General features: G+C 59.8%; 33 protein-coding genes. 11 read left to right on the top strand and 22 right to left on the bottom strand.

Annotated features, from left to right (window positions below; translation table 11 throughout):
• Positions 1-111 precede the first annotated feature (111 nt).
• Positions 112-465: a hypothetical protein gene (locus tag AC2A6O_RS12750; RefSeq protein WP_498927482.1), complete on the bottom strand. Its 354-nt coding sequence runs from the start codon at positions 463-465 to the stop codon at positions 112-114.
• 183 nt (positions 466-648) lie between these two features.
• Between AC2A6O_RS12750 and AC2A6O_RS12745 the strand changes: the two genes are divergently transcribed.
• Complete coding sequence (locus tag AC2A6O_RS12745) at positions 649-2235, top strand: DUF427 domain-containing protein (RefSeq protein WP_498927480.1); 1587 nt, start codon at positions 649-651, stop codon at positions 2233-2235.
• A 78-nt stretch (positions 2236-2313) separates the two neighbouring features.
• Here the strand turns inward: AC2A6O_RS12745 and AC2A6O_RS12740 are convergent, their stop codons facing one another.
• The 5 genes from AC2A6O_RS12740 to AC2A6O_RS12720 all read right to left on the bottom strand — a co-directional run bounded on the left by AC2A6O_RS12740 (position 2314) and on the right by AC2A6O_RS12720 (position 7326).
• Entirely contained in the window at positions 2314-2595 is a 282-nt protein-coding gene (locus AC2A6O_RS12740; protein ID WP_148586355.1) for an antitermination protein, read from the bottom strand.
• A 721-nt stretch (positions 2596-3316) separates the two neighbouring features.
• Complete coding sequence (gene grxD / locus AC2A6O_RS12735; protein WP_498927477.1) at positions 3317-3652, bottom strand: Grx4 family monothiol glutaredoxin; 336 nt, start codon at positions 3650-3652, stop codon at positions 3317-3319.
• Between the two features lie 93 nt (positions 3653-3745).
• Entirely contained in the window at positions 3746-3979 is a 234-nt protein-coding gene (locus AC2A6O_RS12730) for a BolA family protein (protein WP_148586357.1), read from the bottom strand.
• Positions 3980-4021: 42 nt separating this feature from the next.
• A complete protein-coding gene (purL, locus tag AC2A6O_RS12725; protein WP_498927474.1) occupies positions 4022-6220 on the bottom strand; it encodes a phosphoribosylformylglycinamidine synthase subunit PurL in 2199 nt (732 codons plus the stop codon).
• A gap of 140 nt (positions 6221-6360) precedes the next feature.
• On the bottom strand, positions 6361-7326 hold the full coding sequence (locus tag AC2A6O_RS12720; RefSeq protein ID WP_498927472.1) for a calcium/sodium antiporter: 966 nt from the start codon (positions 7324-7326) through the stop codon (positions 6361-6363).
• A 182-nt stretch (positions 7327-7508) separates the two neighbouring features.
• Between AC2A6O_RS12720 and AC2A6O_RS12715 the strand changes: the two genes are divergently transcribed.
• From AC2A6O_RS12715 to AC2A6O_RS12705, 3 genes are read left to right on the top strand one after another with little or no spacing between them, the layout of a single operon-like run.
• Positions 7509-7997: a MarR family winged helix-turn-helix transcriptional regulator gene (locus AC2A6O_RS12715; RefSeq protein WP_498927470.1), complete on the top strand. Its 489-nt coding sequence runs from the start codon at positions 7509-7511 to the stop codon at positions 7995-7997.
• The gene (locus AC2A6O_RS12710; protein WP_498927468.1) at positions 7969-8226 is read left to right on the top strand and encodes a hypothetical protein; all 258 of its coding nucleotides are present in this window, start codon (positions 7969-7971) and stop codon (positions 8224-8226) included. The genes AC2A6O_RS12715 and AC2A6O_RS12710 overlap by 29 nt, the downstream gene beginning before the upstream one ends.
• Positions 8213-8875, top strand: coding sequence for a class I SAM-dependent methyltransferase (locus AC2A6O_RS12705; RefSeq protein ID WP_498927466.1), 663 nt, complete (start codon positions 8213-8215; stop codon positions 8873-8875). Before AC2A6O_RS12710 ends, AC2A6O_RS12705 begins: the two co-directional genes overlap by 14 nt.
• A 79-nt stretch (positions 8876-8954) precedes the next feature.
• On the opposite strand, the gene AC2A6O_RS12700 is transcribed toward AC2A6O_RS12705, so the two are convergent.
• On the bottom strand, positions 8955-9419 hold the full coding sequence (locus tag AC2A6O_RS12700; protein ID WP_498927464.1) for a hypothetical protein: 465 nt from the start codon (positions 9417-9419) through the stop codon (positions 8955-8957).
• Positions 9420-9440: 21 nt separating this feature from the next.
• Entirely contained in the window at positions 9441-10952 is a 1512-nt protein-coding gene (locus AC2A6O_RS12695) for an aminotransferase-like domain-containing protein (RefSeq protein ID WP_498927463.1), read from the bottom strand.
• Positions 10953-11054: 102 nt separating this feature from the next.
• Here AC2A6O_RS12695 and AC2A6O_RS12690 point away from each other — a divergent pair, with 102 nt between their 5' ends.
• On the top strand, positions 11055-11294 hold the full coding sequence (locus AC2A6O_RS12690) for a DUF1127 domain-containing protein (RefSeq protein ID WP_498927460.1): 240 nt from the start codon (positions 11055-11057) through the stop codon (positions 11292-11294).
• Between the two features lie 122 nt (positions 11295-11416).
• On the opposite strand, the gene AC2A6O_RS12685 is transcribed toward AC2A6O_RS12690, so the two are convergent.
• Complete coding sequence (locus AC2A6O_RS12685; RefSeq protein ID WP_148586365.1) at positions 11417-11953, bottom strand: peroxiredoxin-like family protein; 537 nt, start codon at positions 11951-11953, stop codon at positions 11417-11419.
• 106 nt (positions 11954-12059) lie between these two features.
• On the opposite strand from AC2A6O_RS12685, the gene AC2A6O_RS12680 reads away from it, so the two are divergent.
• Positions 12060-12860 carry a helix-turn-helix transcriptional regulator gene (locus tag AC2A6O_RS12680; RefSeq protein ID WP_498927458.1) on the top strand — a complete coding sequence of 267 codons (801 nt, stop codon included), beginning with the start codon at positions 12060-12062 and terminating at the stop codon, positions 12858-12860.
• Between the two features lie 475 nt (positions 12861-13335).
• Here the strand turns inward: AC2A6O_RS12680 and AC2A6O_RS12675 are convergent, their stop codons facing one another.
• The 6 genes from AC2A6O_RS12675 to purC form a co-directional block, all read right to left on the bottom strand.
• The gene (locus AC2A6O_RS12675) at positions 13336-13590 is read right to left on the bottom strand and encodes a DUF2164 domain-containing protein (RefSeq protein ID WP_498927456.1); all 255 of its coding nucleotides are present in this window, start codon (positions 13588-13590) and stop codon (positions 13336-13338) included.
• Between the two features lie 20 nt (positions 13591-13610).
• Complete coding sequence (gene purQ, locus AC2A6O_RS12670) at positions 13611-14276, bottom strand: phosphoribosylformylglycinamidine synthase subunit PurQ (RefSeq protein ID WP_148586368.1); 666 nt, start codon at positions 14274-14276, stop codon at positions 13611-13613.
• 18 nt (positions 14277-14294) lie between these two features.
• Positions 14295-14402 (bottom strand): phosphoribosylformylglycinamidine synthase-associated small membrane protein, encoded by a 108-nt coding sequence (locus AC2A6O_RS12665; RefSeq protein WP_006932457.1) that lies wholly within the window; start codon positions 14400-14402, stop codon positions 14295-14297.
• 28 nt (positions 14403-14430) lie between these two features.
• Positions 14431-14673 carry a phosphoribosylformylglycinamidine synthase subunit PurS gene (gene purS / locus AC2A6O_RS12660; RefSeq protein WP_148587309.1) on the bottom strand — a complete coding sequence of 81 codons (243 nt, stop codon included), beginning with the start codon at positions 14671-14673 and terminating at the stop codon, positions 14431-14433.
• Positions 14674-14779: 106 nt separating this feature from the next.
• Positions 14780-15319, bottom strand: a complete 540-nt coding sequence (locus tag AC2A6O_RS12655) for a hypothetical protein (RefSeq protein WP_498927453.1) — start codon at positions 15317-15319, stop codon at positions 14780-14782.
• A gap of 121 nt (positions 15320-15440) precedes the next feature.
• Positions 15441-16205, bottom strand: coding sequence for a phosphoribosylaminoimidazolesuccinocarboxamide synthase (gene purC / locus AC2A6O_RS12650; protein ID WP_148586370.1), 765 nt, complete (start codon positions 16203-16205; stop codon positions 15441-15443).
• 307 nt (positions 16206-16512) lie between these two features.
• On the opposite strand from purC, the gene AC2A6O_RS12645 reads away from it, so the two are divergent.
• From AC2A6O_RS12645 to AC2A6O_RS12635, 3 genes are all read left to right on the top strand, one after another.
• Positions 16513-16836, top strand: a complete 324-nt coding sequence (locus tag AC2A6O_RS12645; protein WP_148586371.1) for a DUF1476 domain-containing protein — start codon at positions 16513-16515, stop codon at positions 16834-16836.
• 232 nt (positions 16837-17068) lie between these two features.
• On the top strand, positions 17069-17875 hold the full coding sequence (locus tag AC2A6O_RS12640) for an HpcH/HpaI aldolase family protein (protein ID WP_498927451.1): 807 nt from the start codon (positions 17069-17071) through the stop codon (positions 17873-17875).
• A 185-nt stretch (positions 17876-18060) separates the two neighbouring features.
• The gene (locus AC2A6O_RS12635) at positions 18061-18276 is read left to right on the top strand and encodes a hypothetical protein (protein WP_498927449.1); all 216 of its coding nucleotides are present in this window, start codon (positions 18061-18063) and stop codon (positions 18274-18276) included.
• 6 nt (positions 18277-18282) lie between these two features.
• Here the strand turns inward: AC2A6O_RS12635 and AC2A6O_RS12630 are convergent, their stop codons facing one another.
• From AC2A6O_RS12630 to purB, 5 genes are all read right to left on the bottom strand, one after another.
• Entirely contained in the window at positions 18283-18837 is a 555-nt protein-coding gene (locus tag AC2A6O_RS12630; RefSeq protein ID WP_498927447.1) for an RBBP9/YdeN family alpha/beta hydrolase, read from the bottom strand.
• Positions 18838-18997: 160 nt separating this feature from the next.
• Positions 18998-19534: a BA14K family protein gene (locus AC2A6O_RS12625; protein WP_498927445.1), complete on the bottom strand. Its 537-nt coding sequence runs from the start codon at positions 19532-19534 to the stop codon at positions 18998-19000.
• 94 nt (positions 19535-19628) lie between these two features.
• A complete protein-coding gene (locus AC2A6O_RS12620; RefSeq protein WP_498927443.1) occupies positions 19629-20378 on the bottom strand; it encodes a metallophosphoesterase family protein in 750 nt (249 codons plus the stop codon).
• A 3-nt stretch (positions 20379-20381) separates the two neighbouring features.
• Positions 20382-20783: a DUF4260 domain-containing protein gene (locus AC2A6O_RS12615; protein ID WP_498927441.1), complete on the bottom strand. Its 402-nt coding sequence runs from the start codon at positions 20781-20783 to the stop codon at positions 20382-20384.
• A gap of 226 nt (positions 20784-21009) precedes the next feature.
• Positions 21010-22338, bottom strand: coding sequence for an adenylosuccinate lyase (purB, locus tag AC2A6O_RS12610; RefSeq protein ID WP_148586376.1), 1329 nt, complete (start codon positions 22336-22338; stop codon positions 21010-21012).
• A gap of 158 nt (positions 22339-22496) precedes the next feature.
• On the opposite strand from purB, the gene AC2A6O_RS12605 reads away from it, so the two are divergent.
• On the top strand, positions 22497-22979 hold the full coding sequence (locus AC2A6O_RS12605; RefSeq protein WP_148586377.1) for an NUDIX hydrolase: 483 nt from the start codon (positions 22497-22499) through the stop codon (positions 22977-22979).
• 18 nt (positions 22980-22997) lie between these two features.
• On the opposite strand, the gene AC2A6O_RS12600 is transcribed toward AC2A6O_RS12605, so the two are convergent.
• On the bottom strand, positions 22998-24575 hold the full coding sequence (locus tag AC2A6O_RS12600) for an APC family permease (RefSeq protein ID WP_148587312.1): 1578 nt from the start codon (positions 24573-24575) through the stop codon (positions 22998-23000).
• Between the two features lie 334 nt (positions 24576-24909).
• Here AC2A6O_RS12600 and AC2A6O_RS12595 point away from each other — a divergent pair, with 334 nt between their 5' ends.
• Positions 24910-25470 carry a GIY-YIG nuclease family protein gene (locus AC2A6O_RS12595; protein ID WP_498927438.1) on the top strand — a complete coding sequence of 187 codons (561 nt, stop codon included), beginning with the start codon at positions 24910-24912 and terminating at the stop codon, positions 25468-25470.
• Here AC2A6O_RS12595 and rpe read toward each other — a convergent pair.
• Positions 25422-26093: a ribulose-phosphate 3-epimerase gene (gene rpe, locus AC2A6O_RS12590; RefSeq protein WP_148586379.1), complete on the bottom strand. Its 672-nt coding sequence runs from the start codon at positions 26091-26093 to the stop codon at positions 25422-25424. The two genes, AC2A6O_RS12595 and rpe, sit on opposite strands and share 49 nt — an antisense overlap.
• Between the last annotated feature and the right edge of the window lie 4 nt (positions 26094-26097).

The following is a 26097-nucleotide window of genomic DNA, read 5'->3' as shown; positions in this document are numbered from 1 at the left end:
CCTGTCTTTCAGGCGAACTGTTGTCCCGCCGGGCAATCACCCCCCGGCAAGATGTCGTTCAACCTTCCAATAATTCTGGCCAAGCTGGAACTTCGCATTCCGGTGATGCTTTCAGCCTGTTATGGGAGGTTGATCTTCCGTGGAGGGCAGTCCGTCCGTCAGGACGGGAGGAGAGGTGGTTTCCGGGCCGGTTTCAGCCGCCAGGAATTGCAAAGCCACGACGGAAAAATGAGAGACACAATCCGGTCCGCACCCAAAGGTTTTGTTGGGCGGGCTGGACTGGTCGTCCAGCTGGCAACATTGGGCGTCCTGCTCGGCAAACTGCACCGTCTTCACGGGCGCGCGCATCTCTTGCACCATCGATAGTTCCAGAGCCTGGATGCTCTTTGGAACATGCGTATAGGCGCCGGCGGCGGTGACCCCGGCAAAGAAACAGACCAGCAATGTGATCAAGATGGTGCGCATATAGTTTCAGTACCCGACAGGGTTATCAATTTCCATACTCTGGCTGGTCACAAGCGCGTAATCGCGAATTGAGGTCAAACCGTGGCTTGCCTTGGTGTCTGCGCCGGGGAGCACCCATGCGTTTCTCGCAAGTTCCGTTTGCAAGCATGCGTGGGCGAGGCGCGTGGATGTTCACTGGACAGTGTGTCACGCGTTCCATATCTCTTTTGCATGACCGTACGGGCACAGAAAACGTCGAACGATTACGGAATCCTTGTGGAGCCGCTTGCCGGAGAAGTGACGGCCTATCGGGGGGAGCATGTTCTGGCGCGGACCTGCGAAGCGCGGATCATGTATGAAACCCGGCTGTCACCCGTGATCTATTTTCCGAGGGGCGACATTCTGGCGGACCTGGAACCTGCTCCAGATCGCCGCACCTTCTGTCCTTTCAAGGGGACGGCCAGCTACAGCCATGTCCGTATTGGGGGAGAGACGCTGGAAAACGGTGCCTGGAGCTATGCCAACGCCATGCCGGAGGGCCGGGCGGTCGATGGCTTCGTCGCCTTCATGCCGGGTGTGGCAAGTCACATCGATCCGCCAGGACCCCCGGCTGATCCCTTGGCCGCTGGAAACATCGCAGGGCCGACGGTTGACTGGCTGCTGCGCGAAGCCTGGACCGCAAAGACGCCCGAGGAGCTGACAGCCGCCCTTGGTCGGAAACTCGTTGAGGACGGGATTGCGGTCAGCCGCATCGGCATTCTGATCTGGTCGCTGCATCCGATGATCGCGGGGCGCCATTACGTGTGGACGCGTGATGACGACAAGCTGCAAAGCTTTGCTCCATCCTACGAGACGCTGGAAAGCCCGGCCTTTCGCCAGAGCCCTCTGCAGCATGTGGCGGATGGTCTGGGCGGTATTCGGCAGAAGATCGATTCGAATCCGGACGAGTTCGAGTTTCCGATCATGGAAGACCTGAGGCAGCAGGGCGTAACAGATTATGTCGCCATGCCGCTGCCGTTTTCCGGCGGACGGATCAACGTGTTGACCCTTGCGTCGGATCATCCCGCGGGCTTCACCACGGCCAACCTGGGTCTGGTGTTTGAATGCTCGGCCCTCATCAGCCGCCTCTATGAGGTTTTCGCACTGACGACCAACGCAACTTCCCTGCTGGAAACCTATCTGGGCAAGCGGACAGGCGCGCGCGTGCTGGGAGGCGATATCCGGCGGGGCGACGGCGATGTGATTGATGCGGCGATCCTGTTTTGCGATCTCAGGCATTCCACCAAGCTGGAGACAGACCTTGGTCACAACGCCTATGTCGGCGAGCTCAACCGCTTCTTCGAGGTCACGACGGACATCGTCAACGCGCATGATGGTGAAGTGCTGAAGTTCATCGGCGATGCGGTGCTGGCGATCTTCCCCGCCGGTGTCGGAGTGGAGGAAGCTTGCCGGCAAGCGGTGGAAAGCGCGGGGGACATCGTAAGCCTTTTGCAATCGCCGGACCCGGACACCGGGCACATACCGTTGCGCTGTGCCATCGGCATTGCCTTTGGCGAGGTCACTTACGGCAATGTCGGATCAAGGGAACGGCTCGATTTTACGGTGACCGGCCATGCTGCCAACATCGCGGCGCGCCTCGGCGACTATGGCAAGATCGTCGGACAGGACATCGTGGCGACGGCAGATGTGGCGGAGGGATCAGGATTGCCATCAAAGCCGCTCGGGCCGGTTGACCTGCACAATGTCGCAGAGCCAGTGACGGCGCATGCAATTACGGTGCGGGGCGACTGAGCAGAGCGTGGCATTTGTCCAAGGTAGCCAGCTTCACCCTGCGTCTGCCCTCATCAAGGAAAGGTTTATCGGCAGCCGTCAGCGGACGGCGTTTTCACCATGGAACCCGCCCATCGGCTGGTTGCGCACGAGTATCACCAAGCCTTCCTTGCTGGGCTCGGCATCCTTCAGCGCAACCCCGCCATAGTTGGCGCAAAGCTCTTCGGCGCTCTTGCTTCTGGCAGGTGTGAACATGGTGAGAGCCTGGCATTCAACCCGGCGCAGCTCGCTATCTGTCCTGATGCCGTCAGAAAAGACGACGCCGGCTCCGACAAGCGCCAGAACGAAAGTAGAGGTGGCTGCAACTGCAATCTTGTTCATTGTCCCCGGTCCCATTTCCCGGCTCCGTTGTTTGCTGGAGCCCTGCGGTATGGTCGGAGAATGGCGGAACGCACCTGTACTCACCCTGAAATCCGCATTCACCTTGCGTTCAGCTTAGGTGATTCGGCAAAATTTGCCGAGTTACTGCCTAAATTCAACCGCAATCGATTCCGCTTACCACTGGATAACGCGCAAATCTCGGTGGTTTTGTCAGGGGTCTGCGGCTGATTGATCACGTTCTGGTTCTTCCGTTGGAGGATTTGGGGTGCCGTATGGCGCCCGTCATCTACCTCCCGTCATTCCGGACAAGTGCAGCGAAGCTGTGCGCTGGTCCGGCAACCAGATGTCATCGTGAGCAGAGCGAATTCTTTATTTCGCAGCAAGGCCGCGCCTCCGACGCGAAATATGTCTGGATTCCGCATCGGCGTTCGGCGTTGCCTTACTTGTGCGGAATGACGGGAGGGCCAGGCGACGTAGCTCGATACGATGGAGCAGCGATCCTTGAACCGTCGCCCGAATCTCTCCTCTTCCATCGTCATCCTGGCCAAGCGAAGCGCGAGCCGGGGCCGGGGAGCCGCCAGCGGTCACGGATGCTGGTAGGCTCAACCCGAAGCCTGGCCCTCCAATTTCGGGTTATTCCCATTGCGGAAGACCCTAAAGACACGAAAAAGGGGCGGTAGAACCGCCCCTTGGAAAGCTGTCTTCAGAAATCGATTCAGGCTCAGGCGGTCTGCTGAGTGGTCTCGATGCCTTTTTCCGTCAGGAGGCTCTGCAGTTCCTGGTTCTGGAACATTTCGCGGATGATGTCGCAGCCGCCGACGAATTCACCCTTCACGTAAAGCTGCGGAATGGTCGGCCAGTTGGTGAATTCCTTGATGCCCTGGCGCAGGTCGTCGTCTTCCAGAACGTTGATGCCTTTGTACGGGGCACCGACATAGTCGAGAATCTGTACGATCTGGCCGGAAAAGCCACACTGCGGAAAGTTCGGCGTGCCTTTCATGAAAAGCACAACGTCGTTGGTGGCGACTTCGTTCTTGATCCAGTCCTGGATGCTCATGATGTCCGTCCTTTGTCTCTTTGCCGCTTATCTGGCGAAATAAGGCGGCGTCTTCAAGGGCGCGCGCTTGAGTGCGCGGCAATGTGTTTCAATTCAGTCGGGTGCCTTGGTCTGAAGGGCGAGGGCGTGCAGTGCGCCGCCCATGTTACCTTTCAGCGCCTCGTAAACCAGCTGGTGCTGTTGCACGCGACTGATGCCTCGGAACGATTCCGAGACAACATTCGCAGCATAGTGATCACCATCTCCAGCCAAATCCCGGATCTCGACCTCAGCATCCGGCAGGGCTGCCTTGATCAGGGTCTCGATCTCATTTGCGTTCATCGGCATCGTGCGTCCGTCCTGTTGTTAAGTTCCTGAAGTGGAAATGGCTTATGCCGTCGCCATGTAATTCGGGAACCAATCTTCGTGTGCTTTCTTCAAGTTTGCAACGGATATGGTGAGGATGCCCTCAACAGTCAAATCCGTGCCCCCGGTCGTGCCGATTTGTTGAACATCGACTCCGCCGTCCAGAATGTCTTCAAGAACGCTTTCCAGCTTGTCCGGGGCAACAGTGACGACGTAGCGCCCCTGGTCTTCCCCGAAGAGCGCGGCATGCGCCGGGCCATTGATCTTGACGGTCGCACCGATGCCGCTTGCCATCGCCATTTCGGCGAGTGCGACACCAAGGCCACCTGAGGAAATGTCATGCACGGCTGTCAGGCGGGCGGCGCCGATCAACTGGCGAACCAGCGTGCCGCGGCGCTTTTCTGCAGCCAGATCGACCGGCGGCGGAGCGCCTTCCTCACGGCCGAGAATGTCGGCGAGATACTGGGAAGCGCCCAGATGAGTTCCGTTGCCACCGATGAGCAGGATGGCGTCGCCTTCGTTTACGAAGGCCGCACCGGCACGCACCGTGACGTCCGGCAAGAGGCCGACGCCGCCAATGGCCGGGGTCGGCAGGATCGCTTCGCCATGGGTCTCGTTGTACAGCGAGACGTTGCCGGAAACGATCGGGAAGTCGAGTTCACGGCAGGCTTCGCCGATACCTTTGATGCACCCGACGAACTGCCCCATGATTTCCGGCTTTTCCGGATTGCCGAAATTGAGGTTGTCTGTCGCCGCCAGCGGTTCGGATCCGACGGCGGTCAGGTTGCGCCACACTTCGGCGACTGCCTGCTTGCCACCTTCGAACGCATCTGCCTCGCAGTAGCGCGGGGTTACGTCAACGGAGAAGGACAGGCCCTTGCGGGTGCCTTCCACGCGAATGACACCGGCATCACCGCCCGGCGTTGCAGCCGAGTTGCCCTGGATCAGCGTGTCGTACTGTTCGTAGACCCAGCGGCGGGACGCGCCGTTGGCATTTCCGACCAGGGTCTTGAGAGCTTCGGCATAGTCGGCCGGTTCCTCGATTTCGGATGCCGGCAGAACGGGGCGTTTCTTCGGTTCGACCCAGGGACGGTCATATTCGGGGGCTTCGTCGCCTAGTTCCTTGATCGGCAGATCGGCAACCACTTCGCCCTGGTGCTTGACGATGAAGCGCAGCGTGTCGGTGGTCTTGCCGACGATGGCGAAGTCGAGGCCCCATTTCTTGAAGATGGCTTCGGCTTCATGTTCCTTTTCCGGACGCAGCACCATGAGCATGCGCTCCTGGCTTTCCGAGAGCATCATCTCATAGGCACTCATGCGCTCTTCGCGTACCGGCACCTTGTCCAGGTCAAGTTCGATGCCGAGGTCGCCGCTGGCGCCCATTTCAACGGCCGAACAGGTGAGACCGGCAGCACCCATGTCCTGGATGGCGATCACCGCGCCGGTTTCCATCAGTTCAAGGCAGGCTTCCAGCAGGCACTTTTCGGTGAACGGGTCGCCGACCTGAACGGTGGGGCGCTTTTCCTCGATCGTGTCGTCGAATTCCGCGGAGGCCATGGTCGCGCCGCCGACACCGTCGCGGCCGGTCTTGGCGCCCAGATAGACGACCGGCAGGCCGACGCCTTCGGCCTTGGCCAGGAAGATGGCATCGGACTTTGCCAGGCCCGCCGCGAAGGCGTTGACCAGGCAGTTGCCGTTGTAGCGGGCGTGGAACTCGACTTCGCCGCCGACCGTCGGGACGCCGAAGGAGTTACCGTAGCCACCAACACCGGAGACGACGCCGGAAACGAGGTGCCGGGTGCGCGGATGATCCGGTTCGCCGAAGCGCAGGGCGTTCATGGCCGCAACCGGACGGGCCCCCATGGTGAAGACGTCGCGCAGGATGCCGCCGACACCGGTTGCCGCGCCCTGGTAGGGCTCGATGTAGGACGGGTGGTTGTGGCTTTCCATCTTGAAGACCACGGCCTGGCCGTCGCCGATATCGACCACACCGGCATTCTCGCCTGGGCCCTGCAGCACGCGCGGTCCCTTGGTCGGCAAGGTCTTCAGCCATTTCTTGGAGGACTTGTACGAGCAGTGCTCGTTCCACATGGCGGAAAAGATGCCCAGTTCGGTGAAGGTCGGCTCGCGGCCGATCAGTTCCAGGATGCGCTCATATTCATCCGGCTTAAGGCCGTGGGAAGCAATCAGGTCGGGCGTGATCTTGATGTCGTTCGGGATCATGACGTTTCACTGTTTTTGGCCAGTGTTTTTGACCAATGGGTGGGGCCGCGACGGCACGGGCAGACGATGATGCCGCCGTTTAGCAGATTGTCTGCGAAATGGGGAGCCTCGGAGTGCCAAGAAAATCCGATAAATTGGCCTCATCCAAGGGCCTTTGCCAGGACGACGGCGGTGTAAACCCCATAAGCGACCAGCATGACCGCCCCTTCGCGGCGGCAAATCCGCCATCCGCTCATGGAAAAAACCAGGAGAATCGCCGTGGCTCCGAGCAATACCCAGATGTCGAGCTGCATGATTTCCTGCGGCACCTGTAAGGGCGAGACAAGCGCGGTCACACCCAGGATGCCGAGGATGTTGAAAAGGTTCGATCCCAGGATATTGCCCAGGGCGATATCCGTCTGCCGCTTCAGGGCGGCAACGACCGACGTTACCAGTTCTGGCAGGGACGTGCCGACCGCAACAATGGTGACGCCGATAACGGCATCGCTGATGCCTGCCGCCTGCGCCAGCTGGGTGGCGCCCGCCACCAGAAAATGCGCACCGCCCAGGATCATGGCAAGCCCGCCGAATGCCATGGCGAGACTGAGCAGCAACCCGGTTTTCGGAGCCGGTGGGGCCACCAGCTGGACTTCGCTCCTGTGCAACTCGGCCGAGGGCGTGCGGGTGCCCTTTTCCATCCGGTAGGTGAGGACGAGATAGGCTGCGAGGGAAAGCACCAGCGCCAGCCCTGCTTCGCGTCCGACAAAGCCGGATATAGCGAGTCCGGTAAAGGCAAGAGCCGCCAGCAGGTTTGCCGGTCCATCGCGCATCAGCGCGGCGGGTTCCACCCGCAAGGGACAGATCACGGCGGTCAAACCCAGAATGAGCAGAATGTTGGCGATGTTCGAGCCGGCGACATTGCCGACAGCAATACCCGCAGAGCCGTTGAGGGCCGCAAGCATGCTGGTCATCAGTTCCGGGGTCGAGGTGCCGAAGCCGACGAGCACAAGGCCAATCAGCAGTTCGGAGATCCCGAAGCGCTTTGCAAGTCCAACGGATCCGCGCACCAGCACATCACCGCCGGCAACCAGAAAAACCAGGCCGAGCGCAATTTCAAAGACAGTCATTTCAGGGACCTCACAGACACGTCGCTGGCAGATGGTGTGGCTGCATGATTGCTGCAATGGCAGTGCTGGTCTGGCCGCAAAAAATGTTCACTGGGTGAACTGCGGAACGAGACACAAGCCTAAATTGACAGTCGGACTGTCAAAGTCTATATTGACAGGTAGACTGTCATATAGAGGTTCGTATGCCTGAGAAGAAAACCCTGAGCATCTCGGAAATGCGGGATCTTATCGTGAATGTCCGCAGGACGTTTCGCCAGCTCGCCGGCATATCGGACGGAATGCTGGAAGCGAGAGGGCTGACCGCATCGCTGCGGGCCATTCTGGAGTTTCTTGCGGAGGAGGGGCCAAGTCCGGTGCCGAAAATGGCAAGTGCCAAGTCCATGACCCGGCAATCCGTTCAGGCGCTGGTGGACAGGCTGGAGGGACTGGCTCTGGTGGTGAGTTTGCCGAACCCGGAGCACAAGCGCTCTGTTCTGATTTCACTGACGGACAAAGGCGCGGCCACCTTCCGGGAAATTCTCGCCGAAGAAGGAGAGCTGCTCGTGAAAATTTGCGACGGCTGGCCGGAGCGAGCGCTCGCGCAGGCGAACAGCACACTGAGAGACTTTCAAACGAAGCTTGCCGAACTGGGGAGAACGGAAGATGTCGCACACCTTGAAAAACCGGAATGACGGCGGTGAAGACCAACACTTCAAAGGTCGTTTGCTGGCGAAGTTCGCCCTGGCCGTTCTGCTGACGAGCCTGGCTATCACGTGGAGCTGGTCGACCATTGCTGTGGAGTTGTTCCACGCGCCGGGCCTGGGTTTCACCGACGCCATTGCCGGTACCCTGGCGCTAACCGGCCTGTTCTATGGCTGTGGGCTTGGTTTCAGATTGGGGCGTGATCGTGAGCACTGTTGAAGAGGGCTTTGAGCCAGCCTGTCATCGTGAGACCGGTGGCTGGCTTTCGGATGTTATTGTCGGTCAGTTCAGGCGACCGCACGGCATGCTCGGGTCTCTGGCTGGCTGGATCATGGCCAATCGGGCGTCCAATATCGATCGCAATCACTGGACCGTGGAACTGATGGGGCTTGATGCGGGAGCGCGCATTCTGGAAATCGGCTGTGGACCGGGTATCGGTATCGAAGCAGTCCTGTCAGGGGTTCCTGATTGCCGCGTGACCGGTCTTGATCATTCTGCACTGATGATTTCGCAGGCGGCCGCGCGAAATGCGCACGCATTGAAATCAGACCGGCTGGAGCTTTGGCAAGGCGACCTTGTCGGTCTGCCGGAGGCGGAGCGTTTCGATGCGGTCTTCAGCAGCAACGTTCTACAGTTCATCAGGAACCGCAGCGCTTTGTTGGAAGAGGTGCAATCCAGATTGAAACCGGGCGGTTGTTTTGCCACCACCTTTCAGCCGCGCGGCTCCTGCGCAGGTGCAGAAGAAGGCCGGGCGTGGATCAGCTCTTTTGCGGAAGACCTTTGCGTCGCCGGATTTTCGGAAGTTCAAATCCGTGAAAGGCTCTTTGGATCGGTACCGGCATTTTGCGCATTGGCGCAAAACCCATAGACGCGCAGGTCCAGCGCTTCTGTGCCGGAAGGACATTCGGATTGATGTGATTGGCGGAGCTGATGGTGCCAGGCGCCTCTCAACGGTGAAGAGCGTTGCCGTTGCGCTTCAGATGATCCTCCATCGCCTCGACGAATGTTTTGCCGTAGAAGGACAACCGTCTTTCGTTGCCGTTTCCTGTCAGCGGTACCGCGAGCGTGATTGTCGTCGCAAACCACAGGTCGCGGCGTTGAGCGTCCGAGATTGCCTTCCAGGGAATGAGGATCGGTTTGTGGCCGATCCTGAACAGCAAGATCGGGCGCATGTAAAGGCCGGCATCGGAAAGGGTCACATTCACGCTGTTGCGGTAATTGAAGAAGAGCCCGATCCTCATTGATCGCCAGTTCCAGCTTCGGCCTTCCGGTTTCCCGGTGGCGGGATAGGCTTTCGCCAGTCCGGCCCAGCCACCGATATGCGCAACAACGAAAACTATGAACGACCAGAACAGGCCGAAGACGACGGCGAAGACCGGAATGATGACGAAGGGCAGGCTGTTTTCCGGCATGTTTTTCCGCCTTGAGGGGAGCTATTCGAAACTGTCGTAGCAGGCTCCGCTGTCTTCCAGCAAATTTTGCAGGATCAGCAGGCCCTTGGCGGTTTCGTCCCGGGTCATTGGATTGGTGATGCCAATGCGCACACGGTGATAGACCTTGCCGGACCTGCCGGTCTTGAATTCGTCCTCGTCGTCGACCAGCACATTGGCGGCAGCGGCCGCCGCCTTGAAGGTGCCGGAGAGCCAGGGTTCGGGTACTTTCAACCACAGAAACGGTGCATCTGCGGCGGCGCATATGTCGTAGGAGCCGAGATACTTCTGCACCAGCTCATGCCGGGCCGAGACTTCGGCAAGAATTTTCCCGCGGATTTCCTCGGCAACGCCGGACAGAACCAGCCGGGCGGACAGCTCCGACAGCAGAAAGGAGATGCCGCCGGTCAGCATCTTGTGGGCGGTGTAGATCCGCTGTGCATGAGACAACGGGCTGGAGACCCAGCCACCGCGTACGCCTGCGGTGACGGACTTGGACAGGGAGCCGACATGAAACGTGCGCTCGGGCGCCAGCGCAGCTAACGGGGGCGGTGAGAGGTCGCGCAGGGATCCGTAGACCTCGTCTTCGATGATCCACAGATTGTACTGGCGGGCGATGGTCACAATGTCTGCACGGCGTTGTTCGCCCATCATGCCAAGGGTCGGGTTATGCATGGTCGGCATCACGAACAGCACCTTCGGGTGCTTTTGAGCGCAGACCCGGGCGAGGTCCTCGGGCAGGGGGCCTTCGTCATCGCGTGCGATCTGGACCGGGCGACGGCCGGAAAGAGCTGCCCCACGGGCAATCGAGCTGTAGGTCAGTTCCTCGAAGGCCACCTGATCGCCAGGGGCGGTCGTCGCCGCAATGATGGCCATGATCGCCGCCTGGGCACCTGTCGTCGGTACGATGCTGCCTTCCGGCGGCTCCCATCCGGCGCGGGACAGCCAGATGCGTCCTGCCTGGCGCCAGCTTTCGGGCACGGAACGGGTGTAGCTGGCAATCTCGTAGGGTGCTTCGCGGGTAATATCGGTTGTCAGCCGTCCGATAGCAGCAGCCTGACCGATCTCGGGTGCTGAGGTGCTGTCGAAGCGGATTGCTTCAGGAGAGGGCACCATCACCCGTGTGCCGCCAAACGCGACGTCCTTGGGCATATGCATCGCGCCCTGGGTCCAGGAAGAGGCGGATGCCTCTTGCGGTACGGAGCCGTTTGCCTGATGTGCTGGCCGGTCGAGATCGGGTTTGGAGTCTTCTTCGAGGGCAGGTTCAAACGTGCTGCCGAGAACGAATGTGCCGCGTCCGACTTCTCCGCTCACCAGACCACGCTGGCGGATCAGGGCATAGGCGCGGCCGATGGTGCCGACGGTGACACCCAGATCGTACGCAAGGTCGCGTTGTGGCGGCAGTTTGGTACCGGCCGACAGCGCGCCAGTGGCAATATCCTCGGCGATGCGGTCCGCCAACCGGATGTAGAGCGGGCCTTGCCCCTCGGGAATCTCTGGGTGCCAATTTGTCATGGTGACAATTTAATATATTGCATCCCAAACAGAGTCAATTCATATGATTGTTGCGCTACAATGCATCCAATTGATATGATTGTCACCCTGGAGATGGTTCAAATGAGTTCAATCGAAACAATGTCCGGGCGCCCGATATCGCGGCTCCGGATCCCCGGCGGTCTTGCCAAAACGACTTTCAGGTATCTGAAGGCCTGGTTTGTGAGACGCCGCACCCGCCTGGAGCTTCTGGAATTGTCAGATGCTGCCCTTGAAGACCTTGGATTGACTCGGGAAGCAGCGCTTGCCGAGGCAATGCGCCCCTTCTGGGATACGGAAAGCCGGCACAAGGGCCGGTATTGATGCGGAGATCGCTCCAGATCCCCCTGGACAAGGACCTGCTGCCCCCGGCAAGTCTTTGTTGATGCCGGACACGATGCAGCCCGTGTCCGGCATCCTTTTTTAACGTCTCGTTGCAGGTGCTGTCAGACTGCGCCGGTATATTCACCGCGTGCCGGATAGTCGTTCTTCTGAACGAAGTCGAGCGCACCGACCATTTCCTGGAAGTGCGGACGCACGAACGGCATGGTCTGGACGGCCGCGAAGTAGAGTGTGCCGTCGGATTTCACCAGAAAGACGCCCGGTTCGGAAAACAGCGCCGGCTCGTCGATGCCGATCGACGTGGTGCCGCGGCTGGTGGAAATGTAAAGCCCCCATTCCTTTGCGACACTGAGCGGCAGGCCGTAGCCGAAACGCAGGTCTGCGTGGCCGACTTTTTCGGCCATTTTTTCCGCGCGATCCTTGTCGTCCGACGAAATTGCGATAGTCTTCACGCCCTTTTCGGCGAAATCGGCAGTCAGGCGGCCCAGCTCTTTCAGGTAGTTGGCACAGATCGGGCAGTGCAGACCACGGTAGAAAACGACGAGCGTTGCGAAGTCGGCATTGTCCTTGGACAGATCGAAGGAACCGGAGGTCAGTGTCTCGACCGTCAGGCCGGGCACTTTTTGGCGTGGAACAAGCATGTTTTCCTCATTTGGCTGGGCAGGATTTCCATTTTCCTGCGAATAGCTGTAAGGTAGTGAACGAAAGCGCCATAAACATTCTAAAAAAGTGCTCAGGAGTACGGAAATGCCGGTCCCATATCGAACGTCCTTCAATGGCAGGTTGGACCGGCTGTCTTCACTCATCGACCGGCTTCGCGTGCAGGTGGACATCTCGTTGACCGCAGGTGATGGCGCCAACGACCCCAATCTGAGGATCTACGAAAGCCCGGTGAGAGGGCAGAGACTGGTCTTCTGTCCGGTCCGGGACGGAAAGCACACGCTTTCCGGAATGGAGCCTGCCGATGACGAGACGTTGCTTGTCGCGGCCCGGATTACGATCTCCGGCGTTGGCAGGCAGCTCATCAGTGCCCTGCCGGACTGTATTTCCGTGCCGATGGAGGAAGACCCCTATCTGTCCGCGGTGGTGACACCGCTGATCGAGGAAGCCACCATGCCCAGATGTGGCGGGCAGGCAGCGTTCCAGCGTTTGTGCGAAGTTGTCGTGATCCGGTTGCTGCGTCACGCCATCGAGGAAGGCAAGGCCGATACGGGCCTTTTGAACGGTCTGGCAAACCCGCGCCTCGCTGCTGCCCTGGTGGCGATCCACGAGGTGCCCGGAGAACACTGGACGCTGGAGAGGCTGGCCGAAACGGCGGGAATGTCGCGCACCCAGTTCGCGGTGACTTTCAAGGAACTCGTCGGGACAACCCCCATGGGCTATCTCTCCAACTGGCGTCTGGACATTGCCCGCTCCGAACTGGAAACCGGCCGGCAGGTCAAGGCGGTTGCAAGCCTCTGCGGCTTCGCAAGCCCCGCAGCCTTTTCCCGAGCCTTCTCCCGCCGGTTCGGCTACTCCCCCAAGCAAAAGCGCAGCCAGGCGGCCTGAACCGCCTGTCGGCTGAGCTTCAGTAGCTTCACTAGCCCCTGCTTTTGTCATCCCGGTTTGGTGCGCAGCGCCAGGACCGGGACCCAGTAGCCGCCGGAGCTGACGTGGGGATGCGAAGCGGCCGAGACCGCCGGTTACTGGATCCCCGCCTTCGCGGGGATGACAAGGAGGGGGGCGGTTTGGGTTCGTGGGGGGGGGCTTGCTGATTGGAGCGCTAGGGGGCTGCTTTCGCTGAGAGGCGGTGCGCGCTACTGCGTCTTCCCCAACCCCGTTTGTCATCCCGGTTTGGTGCGCAGCGCCAAGACCGGGATCCAGTAGCCGCCGGAGCTGACGGGATGATGCGAAGCGGCCGAGACCGCAGGTTACTGGATCCCCGCCTGCGCGGGGATGACAAGAGAGAGGGCGGTTTGGGTTCGCGAGAGGTAAGCATACTTGAACTGCGGCGGAGTATTCGCGCCGCTACATGCCGTTCAGGTCAGCCGCGATCCTGAACCGGTTTTTCCAGGGCATAGAGTTCGTCGTTGATGTCGTCGACCTTGCGGGCGAGGAGTGCCTGGGCATCGTTGAGGCCGAGGTTGTAGAACCTGGCCCCCAGAGACGGCGTCAGGAAATCGATCAGCAATTCGGCGTCCATGTTGCCGATGTCGATATCCAGATCGGTTTCGAGATAATGCTTGATCTCGGAGGCGAGGCGGGTTCTGGCATCCTTGTCGAGTGTCAGCTCCGTCATGCCCGCCTCCCGGATGGTTTTCAGGCTGCTTCCAGCAGGCTTTCGAACAGGAGGCGTCCGTCGAGGCCACCGTTGAGCGGCTCGATCAGGTTTTCCGGGTGCGGCATCATGCCGAGCACATTGCCTTTGGCATTCATGATGCCGGCAATGTCGTTGATGGAGCCGTTCGGGTTGGTGTCGCCCGCGTAACGGAACACGACCTGGCCGTTGTCCTCGATCTGCTTCAGCGTGTCGGCATCGGCAAAGTAGTTGCCGTCATGATGGGCCACCGGGCAGCGCCAGACCTGGCCTTTCTCGAATTTCGACGAGAACCTTGTGGCATTGGTGACCGTTTCCATCAGGACTTCGCGGCAGACGAAGGTGAGACCGGCGTTGCGCATCAGGGCGCCCGGCAGCAGGCCTGCCTCGGTCAGGATCTGGAAGCCGTTACAAACACCCAGTACGGCAACGCCGCTGTCGGCCTTGGCCACGAGATCCTTGAGGATCGGGGAGCGGGCCGCAATCGCGCCGGAGCGCAGATAGTCGCCGTAGGAAAAGCCGCCCGGCACAACCACGAGATCCACATCCGGCAAGGTGCTTTCCGTGTGCCAGACGCTTTGCGGCCTGGTGCCGGTGATCAGTTCCAGGGCGTGGAACATGTCACGGTCGCGGTTGGAGCCTGGGAAAACGATGACTGCGGTTTTCATGTGGGCAATCCAGTCGGTTCAGAGCAGAACAAGTACGGCTATCAGGGCCGCGATTGCGGGCACCAGAATGAATATCGCCGCTTTGGTGGCCATGAAGATCAGGGCCTTGCGGGTATCGTCATCCATTGGCGGTGCCCCGGTGTCGAAGTCTCGGTCAGGCGATTTCGATCGCGTAGTTCTCGATAACGGTGTTGGCGAGCAGCTTTTCGCACATCTGCTCCAGTTCAGCCTTGGCGGCTGCCTTGTCGGAGCCGGTCAGTTCGACATCGAACACCTTGCCCTGACGAACGGAGCCGACGTCGCCGAAGCCGAGGCCGCCGAGCGCACCTTCGATGGCTTTTCCCTGAGGATCGAGAACACCATTTTTCAGGGTGACGATCACACGTGCTTTCATGATTGGGATCTCCGCAGCAGACTGCAGATTCTGCAGTTGAATGACTTTGGGGCTCCCCATACACGAGGAGCCCCATTTGCGAAAGGCCTGTGAGCAGAAAACCTGCGAATTACGGCACGCGCCTGATCGTCGTCTGCTTCAGGAAGCGGCTCAGATTGGCGTTTGCCCTGGAGCTTGATTTTGCAAAGGAGGCAATGGCACTGCCGCGGTCGTTTTGAAAGATGACGCGTCCGGACACGTAAAGGTTGCCCTTGTCCGTCCGGTACCGGGCGGTCATGTCGAAGCCGGTATAGGTTTTGGTGACGACGCGGCGCTTGGTCTTGAAGCGCACTTCGCCCTTTGAGGCCACATTGGCGATGTTGCCGACGGCATTCATCAATTCGGCAGAAAGCAGGTTTTGCCGGATGGCCGTTTCGGCATCGCCTTTGACCTTGATCGGGCCCACCACGACAACTTCAGGCGACTTGCACCTGGGTGGAAGGCAAACATAGACGGTCTTGTTGCCGCTTTGCTTGCTGGCCCAACCCTTGGGAGCAAAGCTGGAGGAAATGCTGCCGGGCTTCAGGCCGGAGGTCTGACAGGCAGCGAGAAGACCGCACAGAAGTACAATCGATGCAGCTTTGAAAATGGAAGAAAATCTAAATGACATGACGCCCCCTTGTTAAACGAGGGGGCGTCATAATTGACAATGCCTCTGGTCGCAATCCTGACGTAGAGGCCATGCAAGGCGATTGCCCCGGCCTGTGTCAATACTGCATCAGTGGCGCGTCTTACTTGACCAGGGTCGGTCCGGAACCTGCCGGGCGCTCGTTGGCCATCATGATCCCAAGCCGCTTGGCAACTTCCTGATAGGCTTCCAGCATGCCGCCCAAGTCGCGGCGGAAGCGGTCCTTGTCCATCTTGTCGTTGGTCTCGATGTCCCACAGACGGCAGCTGTCCGGGGAAATCTCGTCGGCCACGACGATGCGCATCATGTCGCCTTCGAACAGGCGGCCGCATTCGATCTTGAAGTCGACAAGGCGAATGCCGACACCCAGGAACAGGCCGCACAGGAAATCGTTGACGCGGATGGCAAGCGCCATCATGTCGTCCAGTTCCTGCGGGGTTGCCCAACCGAATGCGGTGATGTGTTCTTCCGCGACCATCGGGTCGTTGAGCTCATCGTTCTTGTAGTAGAACTCGATGATGGAACGCGGCAACTGCGTGCCTTCTTCCAGACCCAGACGGGTTGCGATGGAACCGGCGGCGACGTTGCGCACGACCACTTCCAGCGGAATGATCTCGACTTCCCGGATCAACTGTTCGCGCATGTTGAGGCGACGAATGAAGTGAGTCGGGATGCCGATGGCATTCAGATGATTGAAGATATATTCGGAAATCCGGTTGTTGAGCACGCCTTTGCCGTCAACAATCTCGTGTTTCTTGTTGTTGAAGGCGGTCGCGTCGTCTTTGAAATGCTGAACCAGGGTTCCCGGTTCCGGACCTTCGTAAAGGATCTTGCCCTTACCTTCATAAATGCGCCGACGGCGGTTCATTGGCTATACCGTGTCTTTTAGAGAAAACTTTGACGGGACATGCTAACCTTGTCTGGAAATCCACCGGGACGATGTCCGTCGACCGGCCGATGCTTAGAGGCAGATGGCCCTGTTTTGCGGCGCGGAACTTAACCGAAGCCGGGCAAAAGTACAATCTTATGTTTCCGGAGAGTGCGCAGGACGGTTATGCTTTTGACGCATGCGTGCAGGTACTGCGTTGATTTGATCGTCGCGCGGGGATATGCAAGACACCAAATCAGCCCCATATGGGGAGAAATGCATCAGCGCAGTTCAGGAGACGATGAGTATGAGCACATTCGACAAGCGCGAGCAGGGGTTTGAAAACAAGTTCGTGCATGACGAGGAGCTGCGGTTCAAAGCAACCGCACGTCGCAACAAGTTGCTGGGGTTGTGGGCGGCCGGTCTTCTGGGCTTTGAAGGCGAAAAAGCCGACGAATACGCCAAGGAAGTCGTCCGGTCCGATTTCGAGGAGCCGGGCGAGGAAGACGTGTTCCGCAAGCTTCGCGAAGATTTCGACGCCAACAACGTCGACCAGTCCGATCATCAGATTCGCCGCACGATGGACGAACTGATGCACACGGCAGTTGACCAGTTGCAGAAAGAAGGCTGATCCAGGCTTTCTTAGATTTGACGCTTCAAACGCCCGCCGGAAACGGCGGGCGTTTTGCATTGTCAGGCAGGTCTTCCGGCACAGGCGCAAGAAAATTCGGTCCGCTTTCGGATGTGAACAAGAAAAATGCCTTCTCTCTTTGCGTCAACCAAGCTTGCGGAAATGCAAAAAGAGCGCTTGCGGTTGTGCCGGCCGGCGGATTTGATACCTCCACTTACGGAGGAGATGTCCCGTGTCAGATAATGCCTTTCTTGCCGACAAGCTTCGTTCCGGAAAAGCTGTCATTACCGGCTGGTCGCAATTGTCCGCCCCAATGGTTCCGGAGTTGTTTGCGCGCTCGGGTTACGAGGCGGTGACGCTGGACCTGCAGCACGGCATGTATGATTTTGCGTCCGCCTGTGAGGCGATGGCTGCCATTGCCCTGGCAGGCGCCCACCGCATCGTCCGTATTCCCGTCGGCGATAACGCCCTTGCAGGGCGGCTGATCGACATGGGGGCCGATTGCATCATCGCGCCGATGATCAATTCCTTCCGGGACGCAGAAATCTTTGCGCGCGCCGTCAAGTACCCGCCGATAGGCGAGCGAAGCTGGTCGCCGTTCCGCGCAGCCATGCTGAGCGGGCAGACCCGTGACGAATATCTTGAAAACGCCAACGCCCAGACCCTTGCCTTTGCCATGATCGAAACCCAGGATGCCATCGATGCATTGGACGAGATCCTGAGTGTCGATTGTCTCGACGGCGTGTTCGTCGGCCCGAGCGATCTTTCCCTGGCACTGTCGAAGGGCGCGTCGCTTGATCCGAACGGTGCTCACACAGGAAAAGTCGCCGGTGAGATTGCGGAACGAGCGGTTGCTGCGGGCAAACTTGCCGGGATTTTCTGCCTCAACGCCGACAAGGTCGAGGAAGCTTACAACCAGGGCTTCCGGCTGATGTCCCATGGCGTCGACACGCTTTTCCTCGATCATTCCGCAAGAGCGGCGCTCAAGGAAGTTGCCTGGCTGTCAGGACCGGAAACCGGGCCGGCCGGCGGATACTGATCCCGGCCTGTGGCAAGGCTTGACCTGGGTCAATGCTGAAAGTTTCTAAATTGCGCAAGTATTGAAGTATCGAAACCGCGACGGTTCTGAGCCTCTGTCTGCAAGTTGATTATGTGCCATAATCAACCCTTGCTAACGGCGCTGCTCAGGACGGAGAACCGCCGCTTTCCCGATGGGAGACCCTCATGTGGAAACTGGCATTGATACTGTTCATCATCATCGGACCGACATTGGCCGGACTTGGTGCTCTTGTTCCGCTCTCCATTTACGGCGTCGGCGACTTCAACGCCTTGCTGCTGATTGGCGGCGCGGCTGCAGGCGCCGCGATTGCCGCTCCGGTGAGCTACTGGGTGGCGACGCGGATCGGTGTGCTGATGGATGCATCCTCAGCGCGGACCTGACCAAAATCAGCCCAGCTTTTTCATGAAATGCGCGAAGGACATCATGCCTTCCGGCCAGGGGCCGTGGCCGCTTTCCAGGTTGATGTGGCCTGCGGCCCCGGCGTCCTGAAAGGTGGTGCCCCAGACCTTGGCAAAGTGTTCGGCGCGCGCGTAGTCGCAATAGGGATCGTCCCGGCTGGCCACAAGATGCGCCGGAAAGGGCAGCGGCTGCTCCGGAATGGGCTTGAAATCACCGCCGTCAAATTCGGCCACCAGTCCTTCGCGGTCCCAATCGGACGGAGCGACCAGATAGGCGCCGGCGATCTTGCCCTTCAGCGCATGTGCGCCATGGGCAACCAGGATGCAACCAAGCGAATGGGCGACAAGCACGACGGGCCGCTCGGCGGCGTCGACTGCCTCGACGAGCGTTTCCAGCCATTCCTTCTTGCTCGGGCTGTGCAATTCGGCCTGTTTCACTACACGGGCGTTCGCCATCTTGTCGCGCCAGCGCAGCATCCAATGGCCCGGCAGGGTCTTGCCGTAGCCGGGAACAAGCAGAATATCGGTGTCAGAAATTTTCACGGGCTACACCTTTTGAGTGGCTATCCAAGATGTGCCGCTGTCTCGCAGTTTTTCCGTGCGCTTGTCAATCGCGTCAGGCAAGAGGAGGGGTGGGGATTGAAGGGAATGCAAAAGAGCCGGTCCATGGACCGGCTCTTTGTTTGGCAAGCTTCGCTCACATTCACGGCCCATAGGGCGAGACACACGCACGGCGCGGTCCGTGATAGGGCTGGAAGCTGTTGTCCACCGGGCGGTAGGAGCGGTAGCGCTGGTCGCACCATTGATAGTGAGCGGGGCTGTAGCCTCGGCGGTACCGCGGCGGAGCGGCGTATCGTGGGGGCGCAGCGTAGCGGGGCGGAGCTGCATAGACGGGTGGGGCCGCGTAGCGGGGTGGAGGAGCAACGCCGAAGCCGAACCCAAAGGCTGCCGGCGGGAACCACCAGCCGTTATAGCGGCGATAGCCCTGGCGATAGTTCCGGTAGCCCCGGTGCCCATTGTAATAATGGCGACCTTTGTGCTTGTTGTAGCCACGATGTGGATTGTGCCCGCGCCTGTGGTCGACTTTCAGAACGTTTGCCGGCGCCTCCTGCGTCTGTGCCTGTACGCGTACTGGCAAGAGCGTATGCAGAGGCAGGGGTGCAGCGAATGCGGGTGAAGCCAAGCCGAGCGCGAGGCCGCCGATGGCTACGTGACTTAGAACGGATTTCCAGACCGGCATGACGTACTCCATGATCATCATGGATATAAAACGTGGATCAGCTGGCTTCGTTCCGCGAAATTGCCTCGCTCAGTCATTTGTGATCGGCAGGCGATCAGGAAAGCGGGCCGTAAAATCCGTGTTTGAGAGCACGTGCCCAGCCCGGGCGACCGTTCTTTTCCGCTTCGGCTGAGGCTGCGTCCCAGTCATATGTCAGGATCTTTTCCTGAAAGTTCCACGCACCGTGGTTGTCGGTCATCAGGGCATAGCGGGCATGGGGGCTGCCGGCTTCCATCACATGGCGATTCGGGTGGTCATCCTCGTAGGACGGCAGGCCGACGCTGCCGGGATTGAGCAGGATCTGCCCGGTTTTCTGCAGCCGGATGAGCCTTGGAATGTGCGTGTGACCGCAGCAGACGACCGGCGCCGTTTCGCCCTTCAGTTCGTCCAGCAAAGCCTGTTCGTCCGGCAGGTGACCTTTGGGGCCTTCCACCTTTTCAGTCAGGTAGCGGTCGTCATTGTCCGGCGTGCCATGGCACAGAAAAATCTCGTCGGTCAGACGGATGGTCGGCTGGCTGGTTGCCAGCCAGTCGCGGCTGGCCTGCGAAAGACGCTCGGCGGCAAAGACGTCTGTCGGTCCCAGCTTGTCGATCGGGTGGTCCAGGACGAAGCGATCGTGATTGCCGCGTACGGTCGGCCAGGCGGTTTCGCGCAGGATGGCAGCGGTTTCCTCCGGCCAGAGCGGGCCGGAGACACAATCACCCAGATTGACGATCACGTCCGGCGCTTCCAGCTTCAGGTCTGCCAGCACGGCCTCGAGAGCCAGGACATTGCCGTGAATGTCAGAAACAATGGCAATTTTCATGGGTCAGCTATCCTGTCGGCCGATCCGGCCTAGATGAGTGATCTTGAATCCTTCCGGGCTCTTAAGGCCGTAGCCCAGAACCCGGTTGAAGGCAATGTGAGCCGTCCAGATGATTGCAATCGGGACAAAGTCCCAGAAGGCGTAGGCGTCGAGATCATAGTCGGTGAGGATCACGCCGAGCCCCATCAGAAAGGCGGGGCCGATGTAGGTGTGAAAGAGATTGTAGATTACGGCACCGATGCGTGGATTGGCGAAATAGCCAAGCATCGACAGGTCCGGCACCAGAAAGAGGATGACGAAGGTCAACCAGGGGGCCCCGGTCCAGAAATAGAGGACCAGCGAGGCAAACAGGACAAGGAGCGCCTCGATGCGCTGCCAGGCAACAAGGGACTTTTCGCCGGACATCGCTTCTACCTTTACCGAATGAGAAAGGGAGGCGACTACCTTCGGCCATTCCCGACTTCGTTTTACTATCCGTTGTCATCCAGGCCAAACGAAGTGCGAGCCGGGACCGGAGAGCCACGGTGTTTGCCGTGGCTCTCCCACTTTTGGTTATGCCTTGGCCTTCCGATCCCGGATCTTCGCTTTGCTGCGTCCGGGATGACGAGCCGGCAGGGTTTCCAGTGGCGGTTTACGCCTTGCCGAACACCCGTTCGAAGATCACGTCGACGTTCTTGGTGTGATAGCCAAGGTCGAAGCGGTCGCGGATTTCTTCTTCGGACAGATACTTGCGCACATCCTGGTCGTTCAGAAGCTCGGTCAGGAAGTCGACGGAGGCAGCGCCTGCCACCTGGTAGCTGTCCCATACCTTCATGGCATTGCGCTGAACCAGACGGTAGGCATCCTCGCGAGAGGAGCCCGCCTGGGTGAGGGCAAGCAGGATGCGCTGGGAGTGCACGAGACCGCCGAGACGGTCCATGTTGCCGATCATGCGCTCCGGATAGATCAGCAGCTTGTCGATGACGCCGGTCAGACGGGCCAATGCGAAATCCAGGGTGATGGTCGCGTCCGGGCCGATCATACGCTCGACGGAGGAATGCGAAATGTCGCGCTCGTGCCAGAGAGCCACGTTTTCCATTGCCGGGATAGAGAAGCCGCGGACGATACGGGCAAGACCGGTCAGGTTTTCAGTCAGGACCGGGTTGCGCTTGTGCGGCATTGCCGACGAGCCCTTCTGGCCCTTGGAGAAGAATTCTTCCGCTTCCAGAACCTCGGTGCGCTGCAGGTGGCGGATTTCGGTTGCCACGCGCTCGATGGAGGAGGCGATCACGCCGAGGGTCGCGAAATACATGGCGTGACGGTCGCGCGGGATCACCTGGGTGGAGACCGGCTCGGCCTGGAGGCCCATTGCCTTGGCGACGTGTTCTTCCACAGCCGGGTCGATGTTGGCGAAGGTGCCGACCGCACCGGAAATGGCGCAGGTGGCGATTTCCTCACGAGCGGCCAGCAGGCGCTTCTTGCAGCGGTCGAACTCGGCGTAGGCTTCGGCCATCTTCAGGCCGAAGGTCACCGGCTCGGCATGGATGCCGTGGGAGCGGCCGATGCAGACCGTGTCCTTGTGCTCCATCGCCCGGCGCTTGGTCGCCTCAAGCAGGGCGTCCATATCGGCCAGCAGCAAGTCGGTCGCCTTGACCAGCTGGACGTTGAAGCAGGTGTCGAGCACGTCGGAAGAGGTCATGCCCTGGTGCACGAAACGGGCGTCCGGGCCGACGATTTCCGCCAGATGGGTCAGGAAGGCGATGACATCGTGTTTGGTTTCGCGCTCGATCTCGTCGATACGGTCGATGTCGAACGTGGCATTGCCGCCCTTTTCCCAGATGGTCTTGGCCGCTTCCTTCGGGATAACACCGCGCTCGGCCAGGGCGTCGCAGGCATGCGCCTCGATCTCGAACCAGATACGGAACTTCGATTCCGGCGACCAGATGGCAACCATATCGGGGCGGGAATAGCGCGGGATCATCTGCGAATGGACCTCATATGTGGAAATTCTGGCTGCGGAATAGCAGAGGGGCGCGGCCCCTTCAATGAGGAGAGGCGGTTTTTACTTGCAGCAGGGTGCCTGAATGTGAATTTTACGGTGCACACATAGGCGATGCGACTGTCTTTGAGGAGACACGGATGACGATCTGGCGGCCGGCTAACACGATTTCGGTGAAGGCGCTTGCCTTGATCTGGCAGGACGATGCGTTGCTTCTGGCCGATGTCCGAGACGACACGGGCCGTATCACCGGTATGCGGCCGCTGGGCGGAACGGTGGAATTCGGCGAGCCCTGGCGCGATACGCTTCAGCGAGAGTTTCTGGAAGAACTGGGAGCAAGGATCATCTTGCTCGACGATTATATCGTGATGGAGAACATCTACGATCATCACGGCGTCCCGGGCCATGAGGTGGTTTTCCTGTGCCACGCCCATTTCACCGACAACAGCTATTACCGGATGGATACGATCATTTACGAGGTGAATGACGAAACCGTCGGTACAGCGCGGTGGATCACGTTGGAAGAACTGGCTGCCAAGGGACTTGAACTCTATCCCTCTGGATTGAAGGACAGACTGCCTGGGCGGACCGGAAAACCAGTTCCAGGCCGCCGGTTCAGCTGATCCGGCGTTCGCAAGCCGTCACTCGGTATCGCCGTATTCCATCTGCTCGTCGGCTTTCTCCTCAGCCATGTATTGATCGAACTTCTCCTGGCGCAGGTGCAGACGCACCGCCAGGATGTAGATCGCCACTGCCAGCGCGGAGACCACGGCAATATCCGGGCCGACCGGCAGGTATCCGGCACCACCACCAAAGGACCCGAGCCAGGAGAGCAGCACCAGGCCTGCGAGATAGGGCGCAAGCCAGGCCGCTTCGCGCCAGTCCAGACTGTGGAAGCCCCCCTGGCTGTTGCGGTAGATCATCAGCAGGAAACCGATGAGCAGGCAGATGCCCAGGTGCAGCATGGTGTCCCAGCCGCTCCAGTAGATGATCAGGCTTGCGACCACGAAGGCAAAGCACCCGGTGACAGGGGCAGCCGGCAGCACGAAGGCACGCGGCACATCGGACATCAGCTCCCGGAAGGCCAGCACGGCGACCGGGCCGACAACGAAGGACAGCACGATGGAGGACGTGTTGAGGGCGAGCACTTCCTTGAACGGCAGGATGAAGAAGAACAGCGCCGACACGGCGAAATTGATCAGCAGAGCGAACAGCGGCACACCGCGGGCAGACAGGGTTTCCATGAACTTCGGAAACAAGCCGTTCTGTGCCATCGCCAGGCCGAGACGCGCATTCGAGCTGACGGAAACGAGCGCCGAGGCAAAACTGGAAATGCGGGCGCTGCTGTCCAGAATGCTGACGATCCAGAGCGCGCCGACGGCGGTGGCGAGGGCCGCCATGGGGCCGAGCTCACCCGGGAAGCTGAGCGCTGCCCAGCCTTGCTTGAGCTGTGACGGGTCAAGCGCGCCAAGAAAGGCAAGCTGCAGACCGCCGTAGATCAAGAGGCAGACCACAAGGCTGATCACCAGCGCCAGAGGCACATTGACTTTCGGATTACGAGCCTCGCCCGCCATATCGATCACGTGCCGGAAGCCGATCAGGGCGAAGATCACACCGCCGGTGGAAATCGCCGACAGAATGCCTTTCAGCCCTTCCGGGGCAAAACCGCCGTATTCGCTGAAATTGGCGTACCGGAACTCGGACGTCAGAATGACGGCGGCAAGCAGCGCCGGCACAAGGATCTTCACCCAGGTCAGTGCGGTGTTGATACGGGCAAAGAAACGGACGCCAAAGGCGTTGAGCACGGTAAACAGGGCCAGCAGAACGCAGGCAACGGCCAGCCCAGGGGGGGTGAGAAGCCCGTCCGATCCGTAAAGCCAGGGGGCAAGGCTCTTGGAGTACCGCAGCACGGCCTCCACCTCGATGGTGGCCGTGGTGTTGTAGCCGACCCAGGCTGTCCAGCTCATCGTCATGGAGACAACCGAGCCGTGGGAGAAATGCGGTACGCGCCCGATGCCGCCGGCCACCGGCAGGATCGTCGCGATCTCCGCAAAAGTCGCGGCCAGAAGCAGCATGGCAAAGCCACCGATCACCCAGGCTATGAGGGCCGATGGCCCTGCCGCCTGGGCGGCCATCAAGGGCGCAAACAGCCAGCCAGATCCAAGAATTCCGCTGATCGCCACGAAGGTGAGGCCCAGCAGACCGATACTGCGTTGCATATGCGCCAAGACGAATCCCCCCAGTCTTTAACGGAGAGAGCTTAACCGAGGGATCGTCTCAACGGAAAGACGCGTTGCGGAAGTATTTGGCGTGTGTCCGGCAGTCGGGGGTGAAGCCGGTGCCTGGGGCCCATCTTTCGAGACGGACCGGGCGGTCCTCCTCAAGATGAGGGTGTGCTTGTTGGACGTCTGAATTGAAAGTTGTCTCAGAGCCCCACAGCCACACAGCCCCCACCACCTCATCCTGAGGAAGCGCAAAGCGCTGTCTCGAAGGATGGGCCGCTTGCGCCATAATATCAGTCACAAGCTGCTAACGCCATGATATGCCATCTGAATGCAGGTAACTTTCTATATCCTCAGATGTTCGAACGGCAGCTACTACACGGGCATCACGCGTAAGGATCTCGCGAGCCGGATCAGCGAACATCAACAGGGAATATATGATGGTTACAGAGCTCGGTATCGACCTGTTGAACTCGTGTTCAATTGCGAGTTCGAGCAGCTCACGGACGCAATTACCTGTGAGCGACAGGTGAAAGGCTGGAGGCGCGACAAAAAAAGAAGCCTTGATCAAAGGCGAGTTCGATCTTCTTCCTGCGCTTTCGAGACGAGGAGGAGCGGCGGCGAAGAAATGAGCTCGTGGCCCATCCTTCGAGACGGACCTAAAGGTCCTCCTCAGGATGAGGGGGAGTGTGTGGAAAGTCTGACGTGCAAGTTGCCTCACAGTCCCCACCACCTCATCCTGAGGAAGGCTGAAAGCCTGTCTCGAAGGATGGGCCGCTTGCTCAGGTTGTTACCTGAAGATTTCCCGTCGACCAAAGTGCGTTTTCACGCTGAACGCCGGCTTCAAGCTTCTTCTGCAGCCTTCCGGATCGCCGAGATGTTGCCGGCATAGCTTTCCACCGTGCCGCCCTTGAAGACCGCCGAACCTGCCACCAGAACGTTGGCGCCGGCTGCGGCGACGAGGGGGGCGGTTTCGGGGGTGACGCCGCCGTCGATTTCCAGATCGATCGGGCGGTCACCGATCATCTGGCGGATGCGGCGGGTCTTTTCGACCTGGGACTGAATGAACTTCTGACCACCAAAACCGGGGTTGACCGTCATCACTAGAATGAGGTCCAGCCGGTCGAGCACATATTCAAGGACGCTTTCGGGGGTCGACGGGTTCAGCGAGACACCGGCCTTCTTGCCCAGATTGCGGATGGCCTGTAGCGAGCGGTCGAGGTGCGGGCCGGCCTCGGCATGAACGGTGATGATGTCGGACCCGGCCTTGGCGAAAGCTTCCAGATAAGGATCGCAAGGGGCGATCATCAGGTGCGTGTCGAAGATCTTGTCCGTGTGCGGGCGCAGCTTGGCGATGACATCCGGGCCAAAGGTGATGTTCGGCACAAAATGGCCGTCCATAACGTCGAGATGGATCCAGTCGGCGCCCGCTTCCACGACGTCGCGGACTTCCTGGCCAAGCTTGGAAAAATCGGAGGCGAGGATGGAGGGGGCAATCTTGATGTCGCGCGGCATGGCA

The organism is Labrenzia sp. ATLA3 (assembly GCF_057180185.1).
Note: the sequence above shows the minus strand (reverse complement) of the source record. Positions and strands in the feature narration are given on the sequence as shown.